Below are 18,763 nucleotides of genomic sequence, written 5' to 3' on the forward strand. Positions count from 1 at the left end.
CATTGCAGATTTCCTTTGAAGTCAGCGGGCCGGTTCTGTGAGCGGCTCGGGCACCGGTGACACGTGCAGGCGCTCGGTTCCCGACATGATCGTGCCTTGAACCTGCTGGCTGAGGCGCTGGCTGTCACGTTCACGGATGTCGGCCAGTGCGTCCAACACGCTCGCTTCGTCGAAATGGAGCTTGCGCAGGGCTTCGGCGCCCATCTGGAACGCGGATTCGACAGTTTCACGAATTTCATAATCAATGCCGGCCCTGATCAACTCGATGGAATGGCCGCGATCATAGCTGCGTGCCAGGACTTTGGTATTGGGGAACTCTGCCAAAGTCAGCGCAGCGATCGTGTTCACCACATCGCGTCCGGCTGCGCAGATCAGGATGGCCTGCACGCTTTCTGCTCCCGACGTGCGCAGAATATCAAGCCGCGTTCCGTCGCCGTAGTAAACCTTGAAGCCGAAGCGCGCAGCCTCTTGGATGCGGTCGGGATTGTTCTCGATGACCGACACGTTGACGCCACGCGACAGCAGGATCTGCACGGCAATCTGCCCGAACCGTCCGAAGCCGATAACCAGAACCTCGCCACGCAATCCGTCTGCCTTTTCGACACCATCGAGCGAAACCTTTTCACGCCTGAGCAGGCGATCGGCCACGATCAGGATGATGGGCGACAAAGCCATCGAGAGAATGACGACGGTAGAGAACACCGCATTGTCGCGCGCATCGATGACGCCGTTCGCCGCCGCTGCCGTGTAGAGAACGAAGGCGAACTCACCGCCTTGCGCGAACATCGCCGCTCGACGGGTCGCACTTCTGCTGGAACTGCCCCAAAGGCGCGCAACGCCGTAGATCGCGAACGACTTCACGAGCACATAGATCACGAGCATGCCGAGCAGCAGCGGCCATGAATTCGCTACTGTCGACAGGTCGAGCGACATGCCGACGGCCAGGAAGAACAAGCCCATGAGGAGCCCCTTGAAAGGCTCGATGTCACTCTCGATCTGGTGCCGGTAGCTTGAGCCCGACAGCATGACGCCTGCAAGAAACGCGCCCATGGCCATGGACAAGCCGACAGCCTCCATCAGAAGCGACGCCCCGAGCACCACGAGGAGCGCGCCCGCCGTCAGGACCTCTCTAGTACGCGCCTTGGCCAGCAGCGCAAAGAAGGGGCCAAGAAACCAGCGCCCCACGACGAGCAGAATGGCTATTCCGGCCAGCGCCAGCAGAACGGCGGTCAAACCGCTTTCACCTCTTCCTATCGGAGATAAAAACGCGACGATGGCTAGAAGCGGCACGATCAACAAGTCTTCGAACAGGAGTATCGAAACCGACTTGTGTCCATCCGGCGTGGCGATCTCGCCGCGCTCCTGCAAGGCGGACATGATCACTGCCGTCGACGACAGCACGAAGCCGGATCCGGCTACGAAAGCGATGGTCAGCGGCAAGGAGAACACCACCAGTCCCGCGATCGTGAGAAGACCAATCGCAACAAGAACCTGTGTTAAACCAAGGCCGAATATCTGCCCGCGCATGGCCCAAAGCTTTTGCGGCCGCAGTTCCAGTCCGATCACGAACAGGAACATCACCACGCCAAGTTCGGCCACATGCAGGATCGTGACGGGATCGGTAAACAGGCCAAGGATCGACGGACCGACCAAAGCGCCTGCCGCGAAATAGCCGAGCACCGATCCCAGACCTAGGCGCCGGAAAAGCGGAACGGCAATCACGGCCGCCCCCATCAGCGTCACCATGGGCCCAATAAGCGTGCCGACGCCTTCTGCTGCCATTTTCTACACCCCAGTAGCGGCACGAGACCGCCGGTCCTCTTGCACCATGATCTTCCGGCACTTCAGGAACGACGTAGCACGTCCTGCCACTCAGGATGTCGCTCAATCTGCGCCTTGGCAAACGGACAAAGCGGCATGATCGAAATGCCGTCCCTGCGAGCATCCTCCACGGCTTGCCGCACCAGCCTCTCGCCCACCTTGCGACCGCGCAGAACAGACGGCACTTCCGTGTGGTCAATGATGATAAGCCGTTCGCCAGCCCTGCTATAGGTCATCTCGGCTTCCGCACCTTCGATCACGAGCCGATACCGGCCCTTGGCTGGACCATCCTCTCGCTCAACGGCTTCGATCGTCGGCTGGATGGTGCGCTTGGGCTCAGGGTGCGGCGGTCGAACTTGGCGCGGACGCCCCGGAGCGCATTCCAGCAGTTCGCGATCCCAACCTCCAAGATCAGCGGCGGCTTCATAGGTCGAAACCAGAAACGCCATCAGCGCTGCATCGGGATCTACTGCGGACTGGACGGCCTCATAGGGCAGCATGAATTCTGAGAGCTCGCTGTGCCAGAAGGCGGCGTCCGGCTGGACAGAGGCGCCATTGAACCCGCCTGGTGCCGGATAGGCATATGAATAGAAGGCGGGGTAATCGATGCCCCCGCCGCCCGGCCAAAACCCTGCCGAAGAGACTTCGCGGTCATGGGCTTCCTGCGCAACATCATCCGGCAAAGCGGGAATGCCTGCAGGATGAAGAGGAGCACGCCGGCCGGAGAACCGGGTTACGGCCAGGTCGAGCGCGCCCCAAAACAGATGAACCGGGCTCGACTTGCCGAGAAACGAGGTGCGGAACGCCTTGAACACGCGATCAACAGCCATCAATGCCTGGTGGTAGCGCTGAACAGCCTCCCGGTCATACGGCCGTTCGCGGTGATCGTCTTCAAAGGGCACGGGGTTGGCCACTTCGTTGGGCGCGCCGTGGAACTCCGGCGTGCCTCCGAGTTCGTTGATGAGGTGAACAAAGTCGGCGTGGAAGGCGGCAACCGTTGTCGGCCCGAGAGCGAAGGAGGCCGTGCGACCATCGCCGCTGGTGCCCAAGACGACGTGGTTCTGGAGGTCGAGGATGATCTCGATGCCTGCTCCGTCGGGTATGGGCGAAGTGGTCAGCCCCATGGGCGTGACATAAAATGCGGCGTTCCAGGAGTGGTTGAGCCACGGCGCATGCGCCAAGCGGTACTTGCCAACCACCTGCAGGTAAAGATGAAGGGCCGAACAAGTGTCACGCCAGCTGAGGTAATCCAGAACAGGCCAGGTATTGCTCATTGTTCTCTTCTCCATCAAACGATCGTTTGCCTGCGGGCTTGGTTTTTGATACCCGGCAAGGCTCTGGGCGCAATCCCCGGCGGATCAACCGGGAAGGGGAATGTACTCGTCGCGATCATCCGCCGGCAGATCGAAGCGGCCATGGCCCCAACTGCCTGCGCGCCAGTCTGCCTTGGCCTGTTCAATGCGCTCACGAGATGAAGCGACGAAGTTCCACCAGATGTAGCGAGGTCCGTCCAGCGTCGCGCCACCGAGGATCATCAATCGCGCACCCTGCTCGCCTGCGGCAACGGTGATCTTGTCACCGGGCCTGAACACCATCATCTGCGGCGCTACGAAGTTCTGCCCGGCAATCGTGATCGAACCTTCGACGATGTAGATGGCGCGGTCTTCGTGCTCGTCCGGCGTCGGCAAACGGCTTCCTGCCTCAAGCTTCACATCGGCATAAAATGTTTCCGAGAACATCGTTGCGGGAGCGATCTTGCCATAAGCGCTGCCGAGGATCAGCCGAACGGAGATGCCACGGTCTTCGATCACCGGAAGCGCGTGCTTGCCATGATGCTCGAAGGAAGGTGCGACGTCTTCGTGGCTTTCGGGTAGAGCCAGCCAGGTCTGAATACCGAAAAGGCTGTTCGGGCTGGTGCGCGCCGCCGCCGATGTGCGCTCCGAATGCGTGACGCCGCGCCCTGCAACCATCCAGTTCAAGGCTCCAGGCTGGATGATCTGGTCGGCGCCCGTACTGTCACGATGATGAAAATCGCCGCGGTAAAGGTAGGTCACGGTGCCAAGGCCAATATGCGGATGCGGCCTGACGTCGATACCCTGACCCGTCAGCAGTTCCGCTGGTCCTGCCTGGTCGAAAAAGATGAACGGGCCAACCATCTGCCGCCTCGGTGCGGGCAAGGCGCGCCGCACCTCGAAACCGCCGATGTCGCGTGCTCGCGGAACAATCAGCGTCTCGATGGCATCCGCCTGCACATCGTCGGGGCATCCAGGTTCGATCGCAGGGTTCCAGCTCATCATGTCGTCCTTTCACGCGCTGCGGAACAGAGACTTCACGAACTAGCCATCAGCTTCAAGTGGAACTAGCCTCAGCTTAGATCACACTGTGTCGCGCGCAGCGTGTCTTTGGCTGGATCGATCCTCCTGCCGTTCGGGAGCAGGAGCGCCTAGTATATAGCGTTTCCAGAAAGTCACCCCTGCATGTTGCGATCTAGTCGTGAAGAAGTAAGAAGCAGCTATAGCGTAAACATTGGTAAGACCAGAACGTCTGCTTTCGGCCAGAGACTGCCTAAGGAAATCATTTCCTGCTTTGTGAAGCCAATCGCCTTGGCATGTCCTTCAATGATGGAGAGGCGTTAGTCCGCTCTGAATGGAGAATGGATGTAAAGCGAACATCACTTGCAGATCGTAAACCGGCAAAATAGCGTGGCGAGCGTCGCCTGTGCAACGTCAGCTTGGAGTTAAATCCGTGCGTGTCCTCATCTCGAGCTTGAGCCTTGCAGTCGCCGCTTTGTCGATATCAACGACAATGGCTCGCGCCGAGGTGCCTTTCTTCAACGCCACGTGCCCCGGACGGATCGAGGTTCATGCCGATGAGGGAGGACCGATCTACGTCGACGGGCGCGAGGCAACGCTGAAGCGCTTCAATGAAAACTACTACGAGGCCCGCTCGGGCGGCGTGACCATCTCACTGACTATTCGCCCAGACGGCACGCCCGACGTCTCTTACACAGGCAAGGGGCGCAAGAACGGCGTCTGCCAGATCAAGGGGGCGCGGGGCGACGGGATGAAACAGAGCAGGGATGCTCGATCAAAACCAAAGCGCCATCGCTCCGCCGACGTGTCGATGGGAGCGCTGCCCGACCAGTGCCGTCGCGAGGCGACCGAGGAGTTCGACGTCCGGCCGAGTGATGTGACGACCAACATGGCCTTCCGAAGCGGCGAGCGCATCGTGGTCCAGGGGAACTTTCCCGAGCGCGGACGCACAACTTTCTTCAACTGCTGGTTCGATGGCGACGGCAATTTTCTGTCGGTGAACTGATAACACTGTGAGCGGCTGGCACGAACAGTCGGTGGTTCGCGCGTAAACGGACGGGGTCGAGTTGCCGTACCAGTCCGCCGACCCTGCCGCAGCCGGCGCCATCACCGCACGAGGCTGGACGCTTGTTCTTCTCTCCGTCGCCTGCGCCTTCGCGGTCCTTTCGCTGTCGCCGCCAAGGGTATTCGGCGGTGTCCTTTTGGTCATCCCTGCCGCTCTGTTCACCGCGATCCCGCTGGTTACACTCCATGCCATGTCCAGCAGCGGGGCGAGAAATCTGTTCCGCGGATACAGCCTTGGAGCTTTCGGTCAATCCATTATGTTCGGTATCGCGACCTTGACGGCCTCTCTGTCGGTGGCTTTGATCTTGCTCCCGTTCGCGCCTCTGGAGGCGAACCGCGCCGGAGATGTCCTGACAAACGCCGATGCGCTCGCCGTCGTGATCTTCCTCGTGCGGACCTTCATCCAACTGGTTGGAGAGGAGGTCGTGACGATCCTGCCGCTCTTGGCTGTTGTACGGTTCTCAATGGCGACGACGGGCATCGGGCGACGCGGCGGGCTCGCAGCAGGGGTCGTTGTCTCGACGCTCCTCTTCTCGGCCATGCATCTTCCGACCTACAACTGGAACGTGGTCCAGTGCTTCGTCGTCATCGGCACTGCAAGGCTGGTACTGACCGCGAGCTACCTTCGCACCGGGAACCTGTGGGTCTCGTCCGGGGCACACATCATGAACGACTGGTCAATCTTCGCCGTCGGCTATGCCGGAAGCCATTTGCCAATCGGCGCCTGATCCGTTGAGCGACGGTCGCGTTTCAGGCTTGCGCGACGAAGGACGCCATGGCGAGCGCGATCAGGATGAAGAGCACGGCGCCGACGAGAAGCGTCGCGAACACGCGTGCCAAGGCCGCTCCGTAGCCGACGCCAGCGTGCAGCGTGAACCAGCGCGCTTCAACTGCGGCGTACCAGACAAGCGCCATGCCGAGAACGATGCCGGTGATGCTCCAGGCGGTCGGGTTGGCATATCGCACGCTTGTCATCGCAAGATCGAATGCGAGCGCGAAAGGCGCAGCCGCGTAGCACTGGCTGTAGAAGGCGGGGCGTAGAGTTTCGCGGTTAAGGTTCTGCCCGAGCCTTCGGATCCGCTGAACTGCCATCATCAGCGGAAACAGGCTGAAGAGCACGGCCCGAAACAGGAGGAGGTTGCGCTGGTCGGCCATGGCGCCCGTCAGCTCGTGCGTGGGCAGGCCGAAACGCAGGTCGACGAGGTGGGCTAGGAGCAGCGTCAGGAACAGGAAGATCGGCGGGCTGATGGCGGCGGAGTAGCGGACCTGAGTGTCGGTGCTGAGTTCGGCTTCAGCATAGGTCATCATGCGGATCGGGTGGCGGACGCACTTCCAAAGCGTCAGCGGGTAGAAGAGCAGCCAGGAAACAAGCTCGTAGAGCAGTTCCTCAACGGACTTCAGGAGGTTCATAAGGTCCATGCAAGAGACTCCATCGGCCGGGAGCAATCACTTGCCATAACCATAAGATCCGAAACCTCGCCTGGCTATTCCGTCATTCGGCTGAGTCGACCTCAGCAAGAAGGGCAACGAAGGGGTGAAAGCGGAATTGCTGCTTTCGTGCTTCCGGTCAGAACCCGCTTTGAAATATCATTTCCCGACACGAACGGTTGGGCTGATGCCGACGGCTGAATGGAAGTGGAGAGCGGTATCTTAGGCTTTCGGCGGCTCCATTGCATAAGCAGCCTTCCACAGGCGAATGGGAGGTGTTGGGTGCGGGTTTGGAACTGTATGGGCCCAATGGTGGAAAAGGACTGGCTCCACGCTCATCCAGGAGCTTGTTATGGCTGGCGAATGCGTATCAAAGCTCTTTTTCTGTTCCCGGTTCTCTGCGATCCGAATGCCAGCGAGATGAAGCTACGATGTTCCAAATGACTGCGACGGTGGCCGGATGTGTTGGTCGCCGCTTATGGGCGCGGGCGAGCGCTGCAAGCCGTGCGGCTTGAATCCTTTGATACTGTCATCCTCGGCGCGGGTGCGGCGGGTATGATGTGCGCGATCCATGCCGCTGCGCGCGGCGGGCGTGTGCTGGTGGTGGATCATGCAAAGGCGCCTGGCGAGAAGATCCGCATCTCCGGCGGCGGGCGTTGTAATTTCACCAATATCGGGACAAGTGCGAAGAACTTCATCTCCGCAAACCCGCATTTCTCCAAGTCGGCGCTTGGTCGCTATAAGCCGCACGATTTCATCGCTCTGGTTGAAAAACACGGCATCGCCTGGCACGAAAAGACGCTCGGCCAACTCTTCTGCGATACTTCGGCGAAGCAGATCGTCTCGATGTTTCTGGACGAGATGAAGCGGGTCGGTTGCGAACTGCGCTTGCGAACCACGCTCGAATCGGTCGAGCGGGAGGTGAGCGGCTTTACCGTTACACTTGGAGGCGACGGGGCGGCGAAAATCCGCTGCCGACATTTCGTCGTGGCCTGCGGCGGCAAGTCTATTCCGAAGATGGGCGCAAGCGGTCTCGGCTATCAGATCGCGGAGAAATTCGCCCTCGCCGTCACCGAGACGCGCCCGGCGCTCGTTCCGCTTACATTCGGTGAGGACTTGCTTGTCGAATTCAGCGAGATGGCGGGTGTCGCTGCCAATGCCATTGTGTCCTGCGGCAAAACGGCGTTCGAGGAAGCATTGCTCTTCACACATCGCGGTCTCTCCGGGCCGGCGATCCTGCAGATCTCGTCTTACTGGCGCGAAAAGCAGCCGATCCGCATCGCTTTCTTGCCCGGCGACGACGTCCTTGCCTTGCTTGCTTCAGCCAAGCGAGAGAATGGCCGCCGCGCGATCGGGACTGTGCTCAGCGACATCCTGCCCAAACGCCTTGCCGCCTATTTCTCCAAGATACACGGCTGGACTGGACCGATTGGCGAGGCGAGCGACAGAAAGCTCGCCGCGATCGCTGCGGCTCTTCAGACATGGGAGGTTTTTCCGATCGGCTCGGAAGGCTATCGCACGGCGGAGGTGACGCTTGGTGGTGTCTATACGGATGGGCTGAGTTCGCGGACGATGGAGGCCAACGCCGTCGACGGGCTTTATTTCATCGGTGAAGTGGTCGATGTGACCGGCTGGCTGGGTGGCTACAATTTCCAGTGGGCTTGGTCGTCCGGCTGGGCGGCGGGCACGGCTATTTCGCAACGGCCGGCATGAACGACGCGCCAACCGACATTTCGTTATCGCAGTCGGCGGCGCCTCATCAAGATTGTCGTGCCTAAGCGCTCGAACGGGGACGTGCCATCATGGAAGTCAGCTTGACCTTTCAGGAAGGGCGGCATCCGGGACGCGATCAGCTATCTCGGAACGACCGCCTTGTGGGGCGGTAGCTGAACAGACGCTTACCATCTGGTGATCCCCAGAACCGAATGCTCCGCTCTCGGTCAGAACCTGCCTCGGGAATTCATTTCGCAGTGCGACAAGGAACCCGATAGAGGTTTCGACGGTGGGCGCTAGATGCTGCGGAATGATCGTCTTTCTTGATTTTGAAGCGTCCTCCTTGTCGAAGAAGAGCTATCCGATTGAAGTCGCCTGGGTGACCGAGAGTGGCGAGGCGTTCACGTCGCTGCTCCGACCGATCCGTGACTGGACCGATTGGTCAGCGGATGCGGAACAGATTCACGGGCTGTCACGGGAGCGTCTTCGCGACGAAGGTCAGCCCGCCAACGAAGTGGCTCACCTGATGGTCAAAGCCCTCAAAGGACATGATCTCTATGCCAGCGCGCCATCCTGGGATGGCAAGTGGCTCAGCGTGTTGCTGCGGGCAGCGGGTTTGCCGCGGCATGCCTTGCGCTTGCGGCGTTCCGACGATGCTTTCAGCGAGGGCATTCGACGGATCCTCGGCTCGCAAGCAGCGCCAGGGCAAGTTGCGCAACTGGTGGAAGAGGTGATCAGGGACACGGAGCCTGCGCAACCGGCTCACCGCGCGCTTGATGATGCGCGGCTTGAACTGCATCGATGGCACAAGGCACGCGAGCGCGCCCGCATGCTTGCCGGGTCCCACACTGATGACACTGTGCGAGATGTTCGGTGACCGGCCGAGCCTGGAACTACACCCGCAAAGAGCTTTCGGCAGACGCTGTCATCCATGTTGCAGGATTGGTGCTTGCGTCAGGAGGCGCCCTTGCGCTCGTTGTGACAGCGTTCATGGTCGCCGGGTTTTCAGATGTTGCCGCAGTCGCCGTTTATGCGCTTACTCTGGTGGCGGGGCTCGTGGCGTCCGCCCTCTACAGCATGTGGCCGATCGGCCCCACCAAGTGGCGTTTGCGCAAATACGATTATGCCGCCATCTACCTGTTGATTGCGGGTACCTACACCCCATTCGCCGTTTCCCTTGGAGATCGTGGCCTTTGGCTGCTCGGGAGCATCTGGAGCATGGCAACGGCGGGCATTCTACTGAAACTGGTTTTTCCAAACAGGTTTAAACGTTTCTCAGTGCTGCTTTATCTGGGGCTCGCCTGGAGCGGCGCGATGATCTTCAACACGCTGTTTGAGAGTTTCCCAGCCCATGTTTTCGGCCTCCTCCTCGCAGGCGGTCTGGTTTATTCGGCTGGCGTTCCGTTTCACCTCTGGCAATCGCTACCCTTCCACAAAGCCATCTGGCACGCCTTCGTGTTGACGGCAGCCACCATCCACTATGCTGCGGTCTTCAGTCTGCTGCTTGCGTGAAGTCGCGCAAGCGCCCTCCGGTACGGCTTGATGGGTTCGGTAGCGGAATGGCTGTTTCGCGTCTGGCCATTGATCTCCACCGCAAATGCGGCTGCGCCTTCTTCTGCCCGGGCAGGAATCGCAAAAGGAACGGCAGCTATCCGCCTATGTCTCCCGGGAAGCCTACCGTCCGCTTCCGGTTTAACCTCCCACTTGGGAGGCATTGCTCGTCTCGAACACTATGATGTGTTGGAAATACGGTCAGTTCATTCACGGGAGAACATGCCCATATGTCAAATTCAGTTCAGGGGCCTTTCGACCCGATCACGCCTCGGCTTCCACGAGCCTTCTCACGCATTCGGCATCTTTGGATGAGGCCGGACTATAGACGATCATGCCGAGTTCGGGCCGACCTTCGACCGCGAAGGAGGAGAACTCAAAGTCGAGCGAGCCTGCGTCGGGGTGGCGGATGCACTTCAAGCCCTCGCCGTGGGCGACCACATCATTGTCCTGCCATAGGGTCTTGAATTCTGGGCTTGCGCGGCAGAGCTCGTCGATGAGCGCGCTCGCATCTGCGCTTCCGCTTGCGCCCGCGCGCGCCACATCCGCACGGAAGGCGCCCACGACAAAGCGGGCGACGCTCTCCCAGTCGTGCTGCTTGGCGCGCACACGAGCGCTGCTGAACATAAGACGAAGGATGTTGCGTTGCTCCCGCGGCAGCTTGGAATAGTCGGTCAGTAGGGCGGCCGCCGCCTTGTTCCATGCCACGACGTCCCACATCGCCGTCTTGATGATGGCAGGGCTGAACGGCATGCCATCGAGCACGCGTTGCAGCCGAGGGGTAACCCCTTCAATCGCTTGATAGCGCACCTCCGGTGGATGGCCGCGACTGAGCATGTAGAGATGCTCACGCTCAGGTTCCGTCAGCATCAATCCCTTGGCTATGCGGTCGAGCACATCCGCCGAAGGCGCGCCGCCACGGCCCTGCTCGAGCCAGGTGTACCAGGTCGGGCTGATGTTCGCGCGGGCCGCGACCTCCTCACGACGCAGGCCAGGAGTGCGCCGACGGCCGCCCGCCAAGCCGAATGAGGCGGGGTCAAGCCGGGTTCGGCGATCGCGAAGATAAAGGCCGAACTGGTTGAGCGCGGTTCCAGCCATGATTGATCCTGTTGCTGCCTATACCATGATAACGTCACTACTTTAACAGGTTCCGATCATTTGCAAAGTGCGACCTTCTTCAAGACAAGGATCTGCTATGCGTGTATTTCTGACCGGCGCGACCGGCTTCATCGGCTCCAGAATTCTGCCTGAACTGCTCGCCGCGGGGCATCAGGTAATCGGCAACACCCGCTCCGAAAGCGGTGCCCGCCGGCTCGAGCAGGCCGGCGCCGAAGTCCACTACGGCGATCTCGGGGACCCGGCAGGATTGGTGAAGGGCGCAGAAAAGGCCGATGCCGTAATTCATACGGCCTTCGATCACGATTTCGCCCGCTATGCGGCCAATTGCGAGAAGGATGCGCGCGTGATCGCGGCGTTCGGCGAGGTGCTTGCCGGGTCAGATCGCCCGCTTATCATCACCTCGGCGGTTGGTATGGGCAGCCCCGGTCCGGGCCAGTTCGCGCGCGAGGACATCCTTGACCGCGCCCATCCCATGCCCCGCATCGAAACCGAACTGGCTGGTCTGGCGGTGGGCGAGAGGGGAGGGTCCGTCGGCGTGGTCCGATTGTCGCAGATCCATGATCCGGTGAAGCAGGGGCTCGTGTCGCCGTTGATCGATCTCGCCCGCCAGATGGGTGTGTCTGCCTTCGTGGGCGAGGGGCGTAACCGTTGGAGCGCTGCGGCGGTCGAGGACGTCGCCCGTCTTTATGTCCGCGCGCTGGAGCAGCACGAGGCCGGTGCCTGCTGGCACGCCGTGGCCGAGGAAGCCATTCCGATGCGCTCGATCGCCGAGGCGTTGGGGGCCGGCCTGAACGTGCCGGTCCGCTCCGTGACGGACAAGGAGGCCGGAGAGCATTTCGGATGGCTAGCCGGCTTTGCCGCGCTCGACATGCCGGCCTCGAGCGTGCTTACCCGCGACCGGCTCGGCTGGGTGCCCACGGGTCCGACGCTTCTGGAAAACCTCGCCCGGATGAATTATGCGGCGAGCGCGCACTGACCGAGAGGCCAACAAGCGGCCATCGTTCCCGCCGCCAGCATGACGTTTTACGCTTTCATCGAAGGAGCGACATCCGGAGATGCTTGTGAAGCAGGTACCGGGACAACAGAGCGGCCTTGCGTTTCTGAAGTCAGCCCATTTGGACTTAACCCTTCTGCTCAGGAGCCGGGTCAGAATGTCCGGGCAATCATTGATCGAAGCCTGTCCGTCCGCTTCCAAGTTTGAGATGTTGGAAGCGGACATGATCGGCGCTGCGCTGTTGTATTCAGACCTGTCGCATACCACCGTCAACGCAAAGTTCGGCGCCTGTAATGAAGCTGGCGTCGTCGCTGAGAAGAAACAGCGTTGCGGATGCGACCTCGTCGGGCCGCGCCATACGGCCCATCGGGATCGGGGCAATCAACGTCGCACGCACATCCTCTGATACAGACGCCATCATGTCCGTATCCGTGGGACCTGGTGCCACGACGTTGACGCGAATGCCACGAGGCGCGAGTTCGGCGGCCCAGGTGCGAGCATAGGATCGAACGGCCGCCTTCGTCGCCGCATAGGTGCCGTATGCCGGAATACCAGCCGCGTCCGCGATCGACCCCATCAGAACGACCGAGGCACCATGATCCATTGCCGGCAGCGCCGCCTGAAGGCCGAACACCATTCCACGCACGTTCACACCGAAGTGCCGATCAAAGTGTTCGACGCTTTGATCGGCGAGGACGGCAGGTTCGGATAGGCCAGCGTTCAAGACGAGAAGATCCAAGCGTCCATGCGCTTCTGTCACGGTCGCGACGACCCGCGTCAGTTCCTCGGGCACGCTGGCATCGGCCACGAGCCCGCGAGCGCCTCCGCCCATCTGAAGGGCTGCACTTTCTACTTCCTCGGCTCGCCGGCCCGTCAGGAAGACGGTTGCCCCTTCGCGTGACAAGCGTTCGGCGATCGCAAGGCCGATCCCCTTGGCACCCCCGACTACGAGTGCAATCTTGTTCTCAACTGTTGCCACCGCATGTGTTCCTTGTTTGACGACGGCATCTAGATATACGATGGCTATCTAGTCGCAAGAACGCACTTTGGTGAGCCTAGATATGATCGATGATACCGAGCTTGAATGTCTTTCAGAGCAGGCACGCGGCAATATGGTCCATATCCGGCCGGTTCTGGATCGAATTGCAGACAAGTGGACGATCCTGATCCTGACGGTGCTGTGCCCTAAACCAGCACGGTTCAATGAGATCAAACGACGGCTGGACGGCATCACGCACAAGGCGCTTTCGGACGCTTTGAAGCGATTGGAACGCAATGGGCTCGTAACCCGCACCGTTCTGCCGACCGCTCCGATCGGTGTCGAGTACGCAATAACGCCCCTCGGCCATTCGCTGCGCCAGCCGTTCGAGGCCCTCTGTGCCTGGGCGCTTGCGCACGGGCCTGACATCGAGCGAGCTGGTGCTTGCTTTGATCAGGCAAAAGCCAATCAATAGCTGCAACGGAGGCAAGCACGGGCCAGCTGGCGTGTGCTTCTCAAGCGCTGCTTGATGACACCAGCGACACGGCAGCGCGTAAAGCTTTAATCATCGCGTTTACTCCCGTATCAAGGGAACCAGAATTTTCTATGATGACATGCTTGCTAACGCATGCGGGAACATCGAAATTTCTCGCTCGCTTTATTCTTTCCTCTATAGCTTCAGCCGTTTCACGGCCACGCGCCAACAGTCGGGCGGCGAGGATGTGTTGAGCGGCGGAAACTTCGATCAACAGGATGGGGCGGAAGTCGTGGCAGATCTCGCTCAAGATCGCTCTTGAAAGATTGGCAACGACGGTTCTCCCGGCTTTTTGGGCATCGAGCGTGGAACGGGGCAGGGCATAGTGGAGACCGTTCGCATGCCAGGACAAGCAGAAGTCCCCTGCCTGTTTGGCCGCTTGGAAGGCCTCTACGCTCATGGTGTCGTGATCTTCCGTAGCGCCATCGGGCGCACGCGTGATGATCCGGCGCACGAAGAGGATGTCGGGACGATCGGCCAATGCTTTGGCGGCACCGTTCAGAAGCGTGTCCTTGCCGGCGCCGCTTGGCCCTACGACGGCGACGAAGACACCGTTACGCGACACGCTGTCCCTCCCGCCACACAGCGGCCACGCGCGGCGGCTTTCCAAGCTGGTTGTTGATACGCACCAGATCGGCGCGAAAGCCAAGCTCGATACGACCGCGATCGTTCAGGCCAGCGGCATCTGCAGGGTTGGTGGAAGTCAGCCGTATCGCGTGTGGGAGGTCTGCATCGCCGCGGTCCACGAGAAGGAAGGCCGCTTGCACAAGGCTGAAAGGCACGTAATCGGACGACAAGATGTCCAACGCATTGGCGTGAAGCAGGTCCGTTGCCGACACGTTGCCGGAATGCGATTTGCCGCGAACGACGTTTGGTGCGCCCATCAGCACGTGCAGCCCGCTTTGGCGCGAGAGGGTCGCGGCCTCCATCGTGGTAGGAAACTCTGCCAGGCGGATGCCGAGCTCGACGCTTTCTTCGACATGTGCCTGCGTGGCGTCGTCATGTGAGGCCATGGCGATGCCGAGCGTGCGGCAGCGTTCGGCGATCAGGCGACGATTGGGATCGGAATTGGCTTGCGATTCCGCGATCCGGCGCTCGCTGTAAGCGGCGAACTCGGCGTCCGACAGCTTCTTTTTGCCTTGGTAGTAGATGCGGTAGGCTTCGGGATCAACGAATTGCCGCTGTCCTGGTGCGTGATCCATCACCGATGCCAGTCGGACGCGGGGATTTTGCTGGAGTGTGTCGAAATGCTCGACAACGTCGGGCACGGAAACTTCGCAGCGCAGATGGATGAAGTGTTCGGCTCGCAAACGACCTTCCTTTGTAGCGGAGGCGATCGTGTCGGCCATCGCGGCCATCTCGGACGCTCCGAACTGGGTGTCGCCTTCCAAACCGACGCGCAAGGCGTCAAAGACGGTGGTGATGCCGGATGTTGCGATCTGGCCGTCATGGGCTTGCAGCGCTGCGTCGAGGTTCCACAGAACCTTGGGACGCGGCTGGAGGTGGGTTTCCAGATGATCGGTGTGAAGCTCGACACAGCCGGGGATCAGGATATCACCATCGAGATCATCGCCGGTCCGGGACGTTCCGGTGCTGATATCAGCGATCAAACCGCCTTTTACGACGATCGTTCCCCGGAGGACTTCATGGGGAAGGACGATGGTGGCGTTCGTAAGTACTTGTTCTGACATAATTTTATTCTGCGGACTGAAAGGCGTTGCCGAGGGGGTAGCGGGTGTGGACTTCGAAAGGAGCGCCGGGTTCAGGTTCGACGAACAGGGTCAAAGCGTCGATCGCAACCGGTTGGTCCAGGACTGATGCGAAATGGTGCAACAGCTTGTTTTCTATTGCGTTTGCGGTGGCTTCTTCGCTTATTCCGCCTGTCAGCGTCATGTGAAAACGGAAGTCTTCCGCAACGTGCGGGTAACCCCAGCGCTCGAGATTTTCGCGCTGGCGGGCAGACAGGCTGGCGGGTTGGCGACGTTCGATTTCAGCTTCGCTGAGCGGTGCTCGGAAGGGTTCGAAGGTGGTGCGGATGGCTTCTTCCAGTGTGGCCAAGGACTTGGGTGGGCTCAAAGGGGTGAGCGCGAAGAAGCTGCCGACGCGGTTGATGGTCAGATAACCGAGATCAAATGGGGTGTTCTGCAGCGCAAAACGGGCAAGTTGCAACGCAAGATCGTCGATTGACGTGTCCCTTTTCAGCCGAAATGGCGCTTTTAACGTCGCGTGGAAGCCGTAGCGCGCGGGTTCAGCGACAAGCGGATCGATCTCCGGATCTTGATCGCGCGTAGCACCCTTTTCGAACGCGTCGCGGCCGAGCCAGGTCGCTGCTTTTTCGGTGAGGGGATGATCGGCGGGAGGCGTGAAGTAGATTGCGGCGCGCATGTCAGATCACCAGTTTTCGCAGCTGCTGCGAGATCAGATCCATGACCGTGACAGTAAGGATCACGATGATCAGAATCGCGGAAGACTGTGGATAGTAGAAGGCCCGGATCGACTCGAACAACACCTGCCCGATGCCACCCGCACCGATGATGCCAAGGACGGTTGCGGAGCGGACGTTGGATTCGAGGCGGTAAAGCGAATAGGAAATCCAGAGCGGTAGAACCTGCGGGATCACACCGTAGATCACCTGCTGCATCCGCGATGCACCCGTGGTGCGAATGGCTTCAACAGGACGCGGGTCGATGGCTTCCACGGCTTCGGAAAAGAGCTTCGCGAGAATGCCGGTGGTATGGATGAACAGAGCCATGACGCCGGCGAAAGGTCCAAGGCCGACGGCCACCACGAACAGTACCGCGAAGACGACTTCGTGGATGGCGCGGAAAAGGTCCATCAAACGCCGGACCGGCTGGTTGATCCACCAAGGCGCCATGTTGTGGGCCGACAGGATTCCGAAGGGCACGGACAGGATCACGGCCAGGAACGTGCCCCAAAGCGCGATCTGGATCGTGACGATCATCTCTTCGAGATAGGAGCGCCATTGACCGAAGTCCGGTTGCAGGAAGCCGGACGCATATTCGGCCATGTTGCCGGAATCGGTGAAGAGATAGGTCCAGTTGCCCATCTCGGCTGGACCCCAGCTGATCCCGAGAGCTGTGATCAACACGGCAAGCAGGATCAGATTGCGAAAGCCGCCTGGTGTTCGCGCGCTTTCAGGTGCCGGAGCCGTCGCTTTGGCCGGCGTGGTCGCGGGCGTCAAAGCAGAGGCCGCACCATTAGGAGTTGCTGTTCGATCCATGCTGATTACTCGCGACGCGAAGAAGAGAAGGGGTGTGGGGAGCAGCCAAGCCGCTCCCCACGTCAGGCATCAGCCAGCGGTGGCGAGTTCAGCCTCGTATTTGGCTTTCTGCTCGTTCAGGTCTTTCAGCTTGGCAGCCTTGGCATCGGCAGCCATCGCCGTATCGGCTTCGGTCTGGCTGATCGACTTGGTGAGTTCCATGACGCGGATCGGCAGCAACTGCTTGTCGCTCGATGCACGGAACGGCGCCCACTTCAGGCCCTTGAGGATTTCCTTCTCGGCGGCGACATCACCCTTGGACTGGTCGGTGCCGTAGGTCAGGAAGAACTCCTTGATCTTGGTCTTTTCGGCTTCCGGCAGGTCCTTGCGCCAGACGATCGGATCCGACGGGATCAGCGGCGAGCGCCAGATCTCGCGGATCTTCTCGAAAGCCTGCGGCTGGTTCTGCTTGATCAGCGCCATGTTCTCGGTGTTGTTGGCGGCAGCGTCGACCTGGCCGTTGGCCACAGCCATCGCGTTGGTCTCGTGGTTGGCGTTGGTGACGTTCTTGAAGCAGGCCTTGGGATCGATGCCCTTGGCCGAGAACACGAAGGTCATCGGTACGAGGTAGCCGGAGGTCGAGTTCGGATCGCCGAGGCCGAAGTTCAGCGACTGGTCGCACTTCAGGACGTCGTCGATCGTCTGGATCGGAGAGTCCTTAGGCACGATGACGACGGACCAATAGCCGGGTTCGCCGGCAACCGGCACGCTCTGCACGAAGACTTCGCCATCGGCGCGATCAACGGCTTCCATGGCGGACTTGTTGCCGTACCAGGCCATCTGCACCTTGCCGAAGCGCATGCCTTCGATGATGCCGGCATAATCGGATGCGAAGAACGGCTTCACTTGAAGGCCGGTCTTTTCTTCCATGTCTTCCAGCAGCGGCTCCCAGGTGCTCTTGAGGTTCTGCTGGCTTTCTGTGGAGATGATGCCGAAGTTGATGACGTCCTGCGCAAAGGCAGCCGACGACATCAGGCAGGCGAGCGAAGCCGCCGCAACACTTTTCAGGATCGCGTTCATAACAGGTTCCGGTTGTTGGATGGGTTCAGGCGTGCATGAGAGCCGGCTGTCGGGCGGGTTGCCCGAGAGGTACGGCAGGCATTGGTTCTGCGGGCGCTTCCGGCAAAACCAGTTCTTCCGAAGCGTCGCCGTAAAGCTCGGCCAGGAAGGCATTGGACAGGGCCGTGGATGGCCCGTCGTAAACGATGCGTCCGTCCCGCATGGCGATCGTGCGCTTGCAATAACGGCGCGCATATTCGACCTGATGCAGAGATACGAGGACGGTGATGTTGTCCTGGTTGTTGATATCGGCCAGGACATCCATGACGCGCCGCGCCGAGGACGGATCAAGCGCGGAGATAGGCTCGTCTGCAATCAGGATTTCGGCCTGCTGCACGAGCGTGCGGGCAATGGCGGCACGCTGCTGCTGACCACCCGACAGTGTGGAGGAGCGTTGAGCTGCGACCTGCGGAATGCCGACGCGGGCGAGTGCTGCCTGCGCTTTTTCCTTTTCCGCCTTGTTGAAGACACCGATCGTGCCACGCCAGCGCGGAACACGGCCCAGATTGCCGATCAGCACGTTGGTCAACACGGACAAGCGCGTTACCAGGTTGAACTGCTGGAAGATGACGGACACGGCTCCACGCTTGTTGCTGCGGTTCGGCCGACCACCATCCTGCGAAATGTTGCCGAGCACGGTGACCTTTCCAGCCGTTCCATCACCCATCTCAAGCCCGGCAATGTGGCGGATCAGCGTGCTTTTGCCCGAGCCGGATGCGCCGATCAGCGCGACCATCTCGCCCCGTTGAAGCTCGAGGCTGACTTGATCCAGTGCGGTGGTCTTGCCGTATCGTTTCGAGAGATTGGAAACGCTGATCGCAGTCATGGTTTTCATTCCCTGTTTTGCTTGGTTTATCGCCATCGGTTGACCCCGCGACGACAGGTGGGTGAATGTTTGATGACGCTT

Annotated in this window: 19 protein-coding genes; 7 read left to right on the plus strand and 12 right to left on the minus strand. The window is 60.4% G+C overall.

What is annotated here, in order from left to right:
- Positions 1–21: 21 nt before the first annotated feature.
- The 3 genes from JYU29_RS02320 to JYU29_RS02330 form a co-directional block, all read right to left on the minus strand.
- A complete protein-coding gene (locus JYU29_RS02320) occupies positions 22–1,782 on the minus strand; it encodes a monovalent cation:proton antiporter-2 (CPA2) family protein (RefSeq protein ID WP_213983146.1) in 1,761 nt (586 codons plus the stop codon).
- A gap of 62 nt (positions 1,783–1,844) precedes the next feature.
- Positions 1,845–3,095, minus strand: a complete 1,251-nt coding sequence (locus JYU29_RS02325; RefSeq protein WP_213983147.1) for a DUF5996 family protein — start codon at positions 3,093–3,095, stop codon at positions 1,845–1,847.
- Between the two features lie 84 nt (positions 3,096–3,179).
- Positions 3,180–4,115 carry a pirin family protein gene (locus JYU29_RS02330; RefSeq protein WP_213984222.1) on the minus strand — a complete coding sequence of 312 codons (936 nt, stop codon included), beginning with the start codon at positions 4,113–4,115 and terminating at the stop codon, positions 3,180–3,182.
- Positions 4,116–4,566: 451 nt separating this feature from the next.
- On the opposite strand from JYU29_RS02330, the gene JYU29_RS02335 reads away from it, so the two are divergent.
- Both JYU29_RS02335 and JYU29_RS02340 read left to right on the plus strand, forming a co-directional pair.
- The gene (locus tag JYU29_RS02335; RefSeq protein WP_213983148.1) at positions 4,567–5,139 is read left to right on the plus strand and encodes a hypothetical protein; all 573 of its coding nucleotides are present in this window, start codon (positions 4,567–4,569) and stop codon (positions 5,137–5,139) included.
- Between the two features lie 61 nt (positions 5,140–5,200).
- Positions 5,201–5,926: a CPBP family intramembrane glutamic endopeptidase gene (locus tag JYU29_RS02340; RefSeq protein WP_213983149.1), complete on the plus strand. Its 726-nt coding sequence runs from the start codon at positions 5,201–5,203 to the stop codon at positions 5,924–5,926.
- Between the two features lie 22 nt (positions 5,927–5,948).
- On the opposite strand, the gene JYU29_RS02345 is transcribed toward JYU29_RS02340, so the two are convergent.
- Positions 5,949–6,617 carry a permease gene (locus tag JYU29_RS02345; RefSeq protein ID WP_213983150.1) on the minus strand — a complete coding sequence of 223 codons (669 nt, stop codon included), beginning with the start codon at positions 6,615–6,617 and terminating at the stop codon, positions 5,949–5,951.
- 513 nt (positions 6,618–7,130) lie between these two features.
- Here JYU29_RS02345 and JYU29_RS02350 point away from each other — a divergent pair.
- From JYU29_RS02350 to trhA, 3 genes are all read left to right on the plus strand, one after another.
- Positions 7,131–8,339 carry a BaiN/RdsA family NAD(P)/FAD-dependent oxidoreductase gene (locus JYU29_RS02350; RefSeq protein ID WP_347879866.1) on the plus strand — a complete coding sequence of 403 codons (1,209 nt, stop codon included), beginning with the start codon at positions 7,131–7,133 and terminating at the stop codon, positions 8,337–8,339.
- Between the two features lie 310 nt (positions 8,340–8,649).
- Positions 8,650–9,216 carry a 3'-5' exonuclease family protein gene (locus JYU29_RS02355; protein WP_213983151.1) on the plus strand — a complete coding sequence of 189 codons (567 nt, stop codon included), beginning with the start codon at positions 8,650–8,652 and terminating at the stop codon, positions 9,214–9,216.
- Positions 9,213–9,851 (plus strand): PAQR family membrane homeostasis protein TrhA, encoded by a 639-nt coding sequence (gene trhA, locus JYU29_RS02360; protein WP_213983152.1) that lies wholly within the window; start codon positions 9,213–9,215, stop codon positions 9,849–9,851. Before JYU29_RS02355 ends, trhA begins: the two co-directional genes overlap by 4 nt.
- A gap of 303 nt (positions 9,852–10,154) precedes the next feature.
- On the opposite strand, the gene JYU29_RS02365 is transcribed toward trhA, so the two are convergent.
- The gene (locus tag JYU29_RS02365; protein ID WP_213983153.1) at positions 10,155–10,988 is read right to left on the minus strand and encodes a helix-turn-helix transcriptional regulator; all 834 of its coding nucleotides are present in this window, start codon (positions 10,986–10,988) and stop codon (positions 10,155–10,157) included.
- 97 nt (positions 10,989–11,085) lie between these two features.
- Between JYU29_RS02365 and JYU29_RS02370 the strand changes: the two genes are divergently transcribed.
- A complete protein-coding gene (locus JYU29_RS02370) occupies positions 11,086–11,985 on the plus strand; it encodes an SDR family oxidoreductase (protein WP_213983154.1) in 900 nt (299 codons plus the stop codon).
- Between the two features lie 265 nt (positions 11,986–12,250).
- Here JYU29_RS02370 and JYU29_RS02375 read toward each other — a convergent pair whose 3' ends face one another.
- Positions 12,251–12,982 (minus strand): SDR family NAD(P)-dependent oxidoreductase, encoded by a 732-nt coding sequence (locus JYU29_RS02375; RefSeq protein WP_213983155.1) that lies wholly within the window; start codon positions 12,980–12,982, stop codon positions 12,251–12,253.
- Between the two features lie 82 nt (positions 12,983–13,064).
- Between JYU29_RS02375 and JYU29_RS02380 the strand changes: the two genes are divergently transcribed.
- Positions 13,065–13,457 (plus strand): winged helix-turn-helix transcriptional regulator, encoded by a 393-nt coding sequence (locus JYU29_RS02380; protein ID WP_213983156.1) that lies wholly within the window; start codon positions 13,065–13,067, stop codon positions 13,455–13,457.
- A gap of 40 nt (positions 13,458–13,497) precedes the next feature.
- Here the strand turns inward: JYU29_RS02380 and phnN are convergent, their stop codons facing one another.
- The 6 genes from phnN to phnC all read right to left on the minus strand — a co-directional run bounded on the left by phnN (position 13,498) and on the right by phnC (position 18,682).
- On the minus strand, positions 13,498–14,082 hold the full coding sequence (gene phnN, locus JYU29_RS02385; RefSeq protein ID WP_213983157.1) for a phosphonate metabolism protein/1,5-bisphosphokinase (PRPP-forming) PhnN: 585 nt from the start codon (positions 14,080–14,082) through the stop codon (positions 13,498–13,500).
- Entirely contained in the window at positions 14,072–15,211 is a 1,140-nt protein-coding gene (locus JYU29_RS02390) for an alpha-D-ribose 1-methylphosphonate 5-triphosphate diphosphatase (RefSeq protein ID WP_213984224.1), read from the minus strand. The genes phnN and JYU29_RS02390 overlap by 11 nt, the downstream gene beginning before the upstream one ends.
- A gap of 1 nt (position 15,212) precedes the next feature.
- The gene (locus tag JYU29_RS02395; protein ID WP_213983158.1) at positions 15,213–15,902 is read right to left on the minus strand and encodes a DUF1045 domain-containing protein; all 690 of its coding nucleotides are present in this window, start codon (positions 15,900–15,902) and stop codon (positions 15,213–15,215) included.
- A 1-nt stretch (position 15,903) separates the two neighbouring features.
- A complete protein-coding gene (gene phnE, locus JYU29_RS02400) occupies positions 15,904–16,758 on the minus strand; it encodes a phosphonate ABC transporter, permease protein PhnE (protein WP_213983159.1) in 855 nt (284 codons plus the stop codon).
- A gap of 69 nt (positions 16,759–16,827) precedes the next feature.
- Positions 16,828–17,817, minus strand: coding sequence for a phosphonate ABC transporter substrate-binding protein (phnD, locus tag JYU29_RS02405; protein ID WP_213983160.1), 990 nt, complete (start codon positions 17,815–17,817; stop codon positions 16,828–16,830).
- A 25-nt stretch (positions 17,818–17,842) separates the two neighbouring features.
- Positions 17,843–18,682, minus strand: coding sequence for a phosphonate ABC transporter ATP-binding protein (phnC, locus tag JYU29_RS02410; protein WP_213983161.1), 840 nt, complete (start codon positions 18,680–18,682; stop codon positions 17,843–17,845).
- Positions 18,683–18,763: the final 81 nt, after the last annotated feature.

Origin of the sequence: Tianweitania aestuarii (assembly GCF_018457165.1) — a bacterium.
Lineage (GTDB): Bacteria > Pseudomonadota > Alphaproteobacteria > Rhizobiales > Rhizobiaceae > Tianweitania > Tianweitania aestuarii.

What these genes read in the sequence shown, in the direction of transcription:
- JYU29_RS02320 (WP_213983146.1), bottom strand. Translation starts at nt 1,782, where the DNA reads ATGGCAGCAGAAGGCGTCGGCACGCTTATTGGGCCCATGGTGACGCTG.
- JYU29_RS02325 (WP_213983147.1), bottom strand. Translation starts at nt 3,095, where the DNA reads ATGAGCAATACCTGGCCTGTTCTGGATTACCTCAGCTGGCGTGACACT.
- JYU29_RS02330 (WP_213984222.1), bottom strand. Translation starts at nt 4,115, where the DNA reads ATGAGCTGGAACCCTGCGATCGAACCTGGATGCCCCGACGATGTGCAG.
- JYU29_RS02345 (WP_213983150.1), bottom strand. Translation starts at nt 6,617, where the DNA reads ATGGACCTTATGAACCTCCTGAAGTCCGTTGAGGAACTGCTCTACGAG.
- JYU29_RS02355 (WP_213983151.1), top strand. Translation starts at nt 8,650, where the DNA reads ATGATCGTCTTTCTTGATTTTGAAGCGTCCTCCTTGTCGAAGAAGAGC.
- JYU29_RS02365 (WP_213983153.1), bottom strand. Translation starts at nt 10,988, where the DNA reads ATGGCTGGAACCGCGCTCAACCAGTTCGGCCTTTATCTTCGCGATCGC.
- JYU29_RS02370 (WP_213983154.1), top strand. Translation starts at nt 11,086, where the DNA reads ATGCGTGTATTTCTGACCGGCGCGACCGGCTTCATCGGCTCCAGAATT.
- JYU29_RS02380 (WP_213983156.1), top strand. Translation starts at nt 13,065, where the DNA reads ATGATCGATGATACCGAGCTTGAATGTCTTTCAGAGCAGGCACGCGGC.
- JYU29_RS02395 (WP_213983158.1), bottom strand. Translation starts at nt 15,902, where the DNA reads ATGCGCGCCGCAATCTACTTCACGCCTCCCGCCGATCATCCCCTCACC.
- phnE (WP_213983159.1), bottom strand. Translation starts at nt 16,758, where the DNA reads ATGGATCGAACAGCAACTCCTAATGGTGCGGCCTCTGCTTTGACGCCC.
- phnD (WP_213983160.1), bottom strand. Translation starts at nt 17,817, where the DNA reads ATGAACGCGATCCTGAAAAGTGTTGCGGCGGCTTCGCTCGCCTGCCTG.
- phnC (WP_213983161.1), bottom strand. Translation starts at nt 18,682, where the DNA reads ATGACTGCGATCAGCGTTTCCAATCTCTCGAAACGATACGGCAAGACC.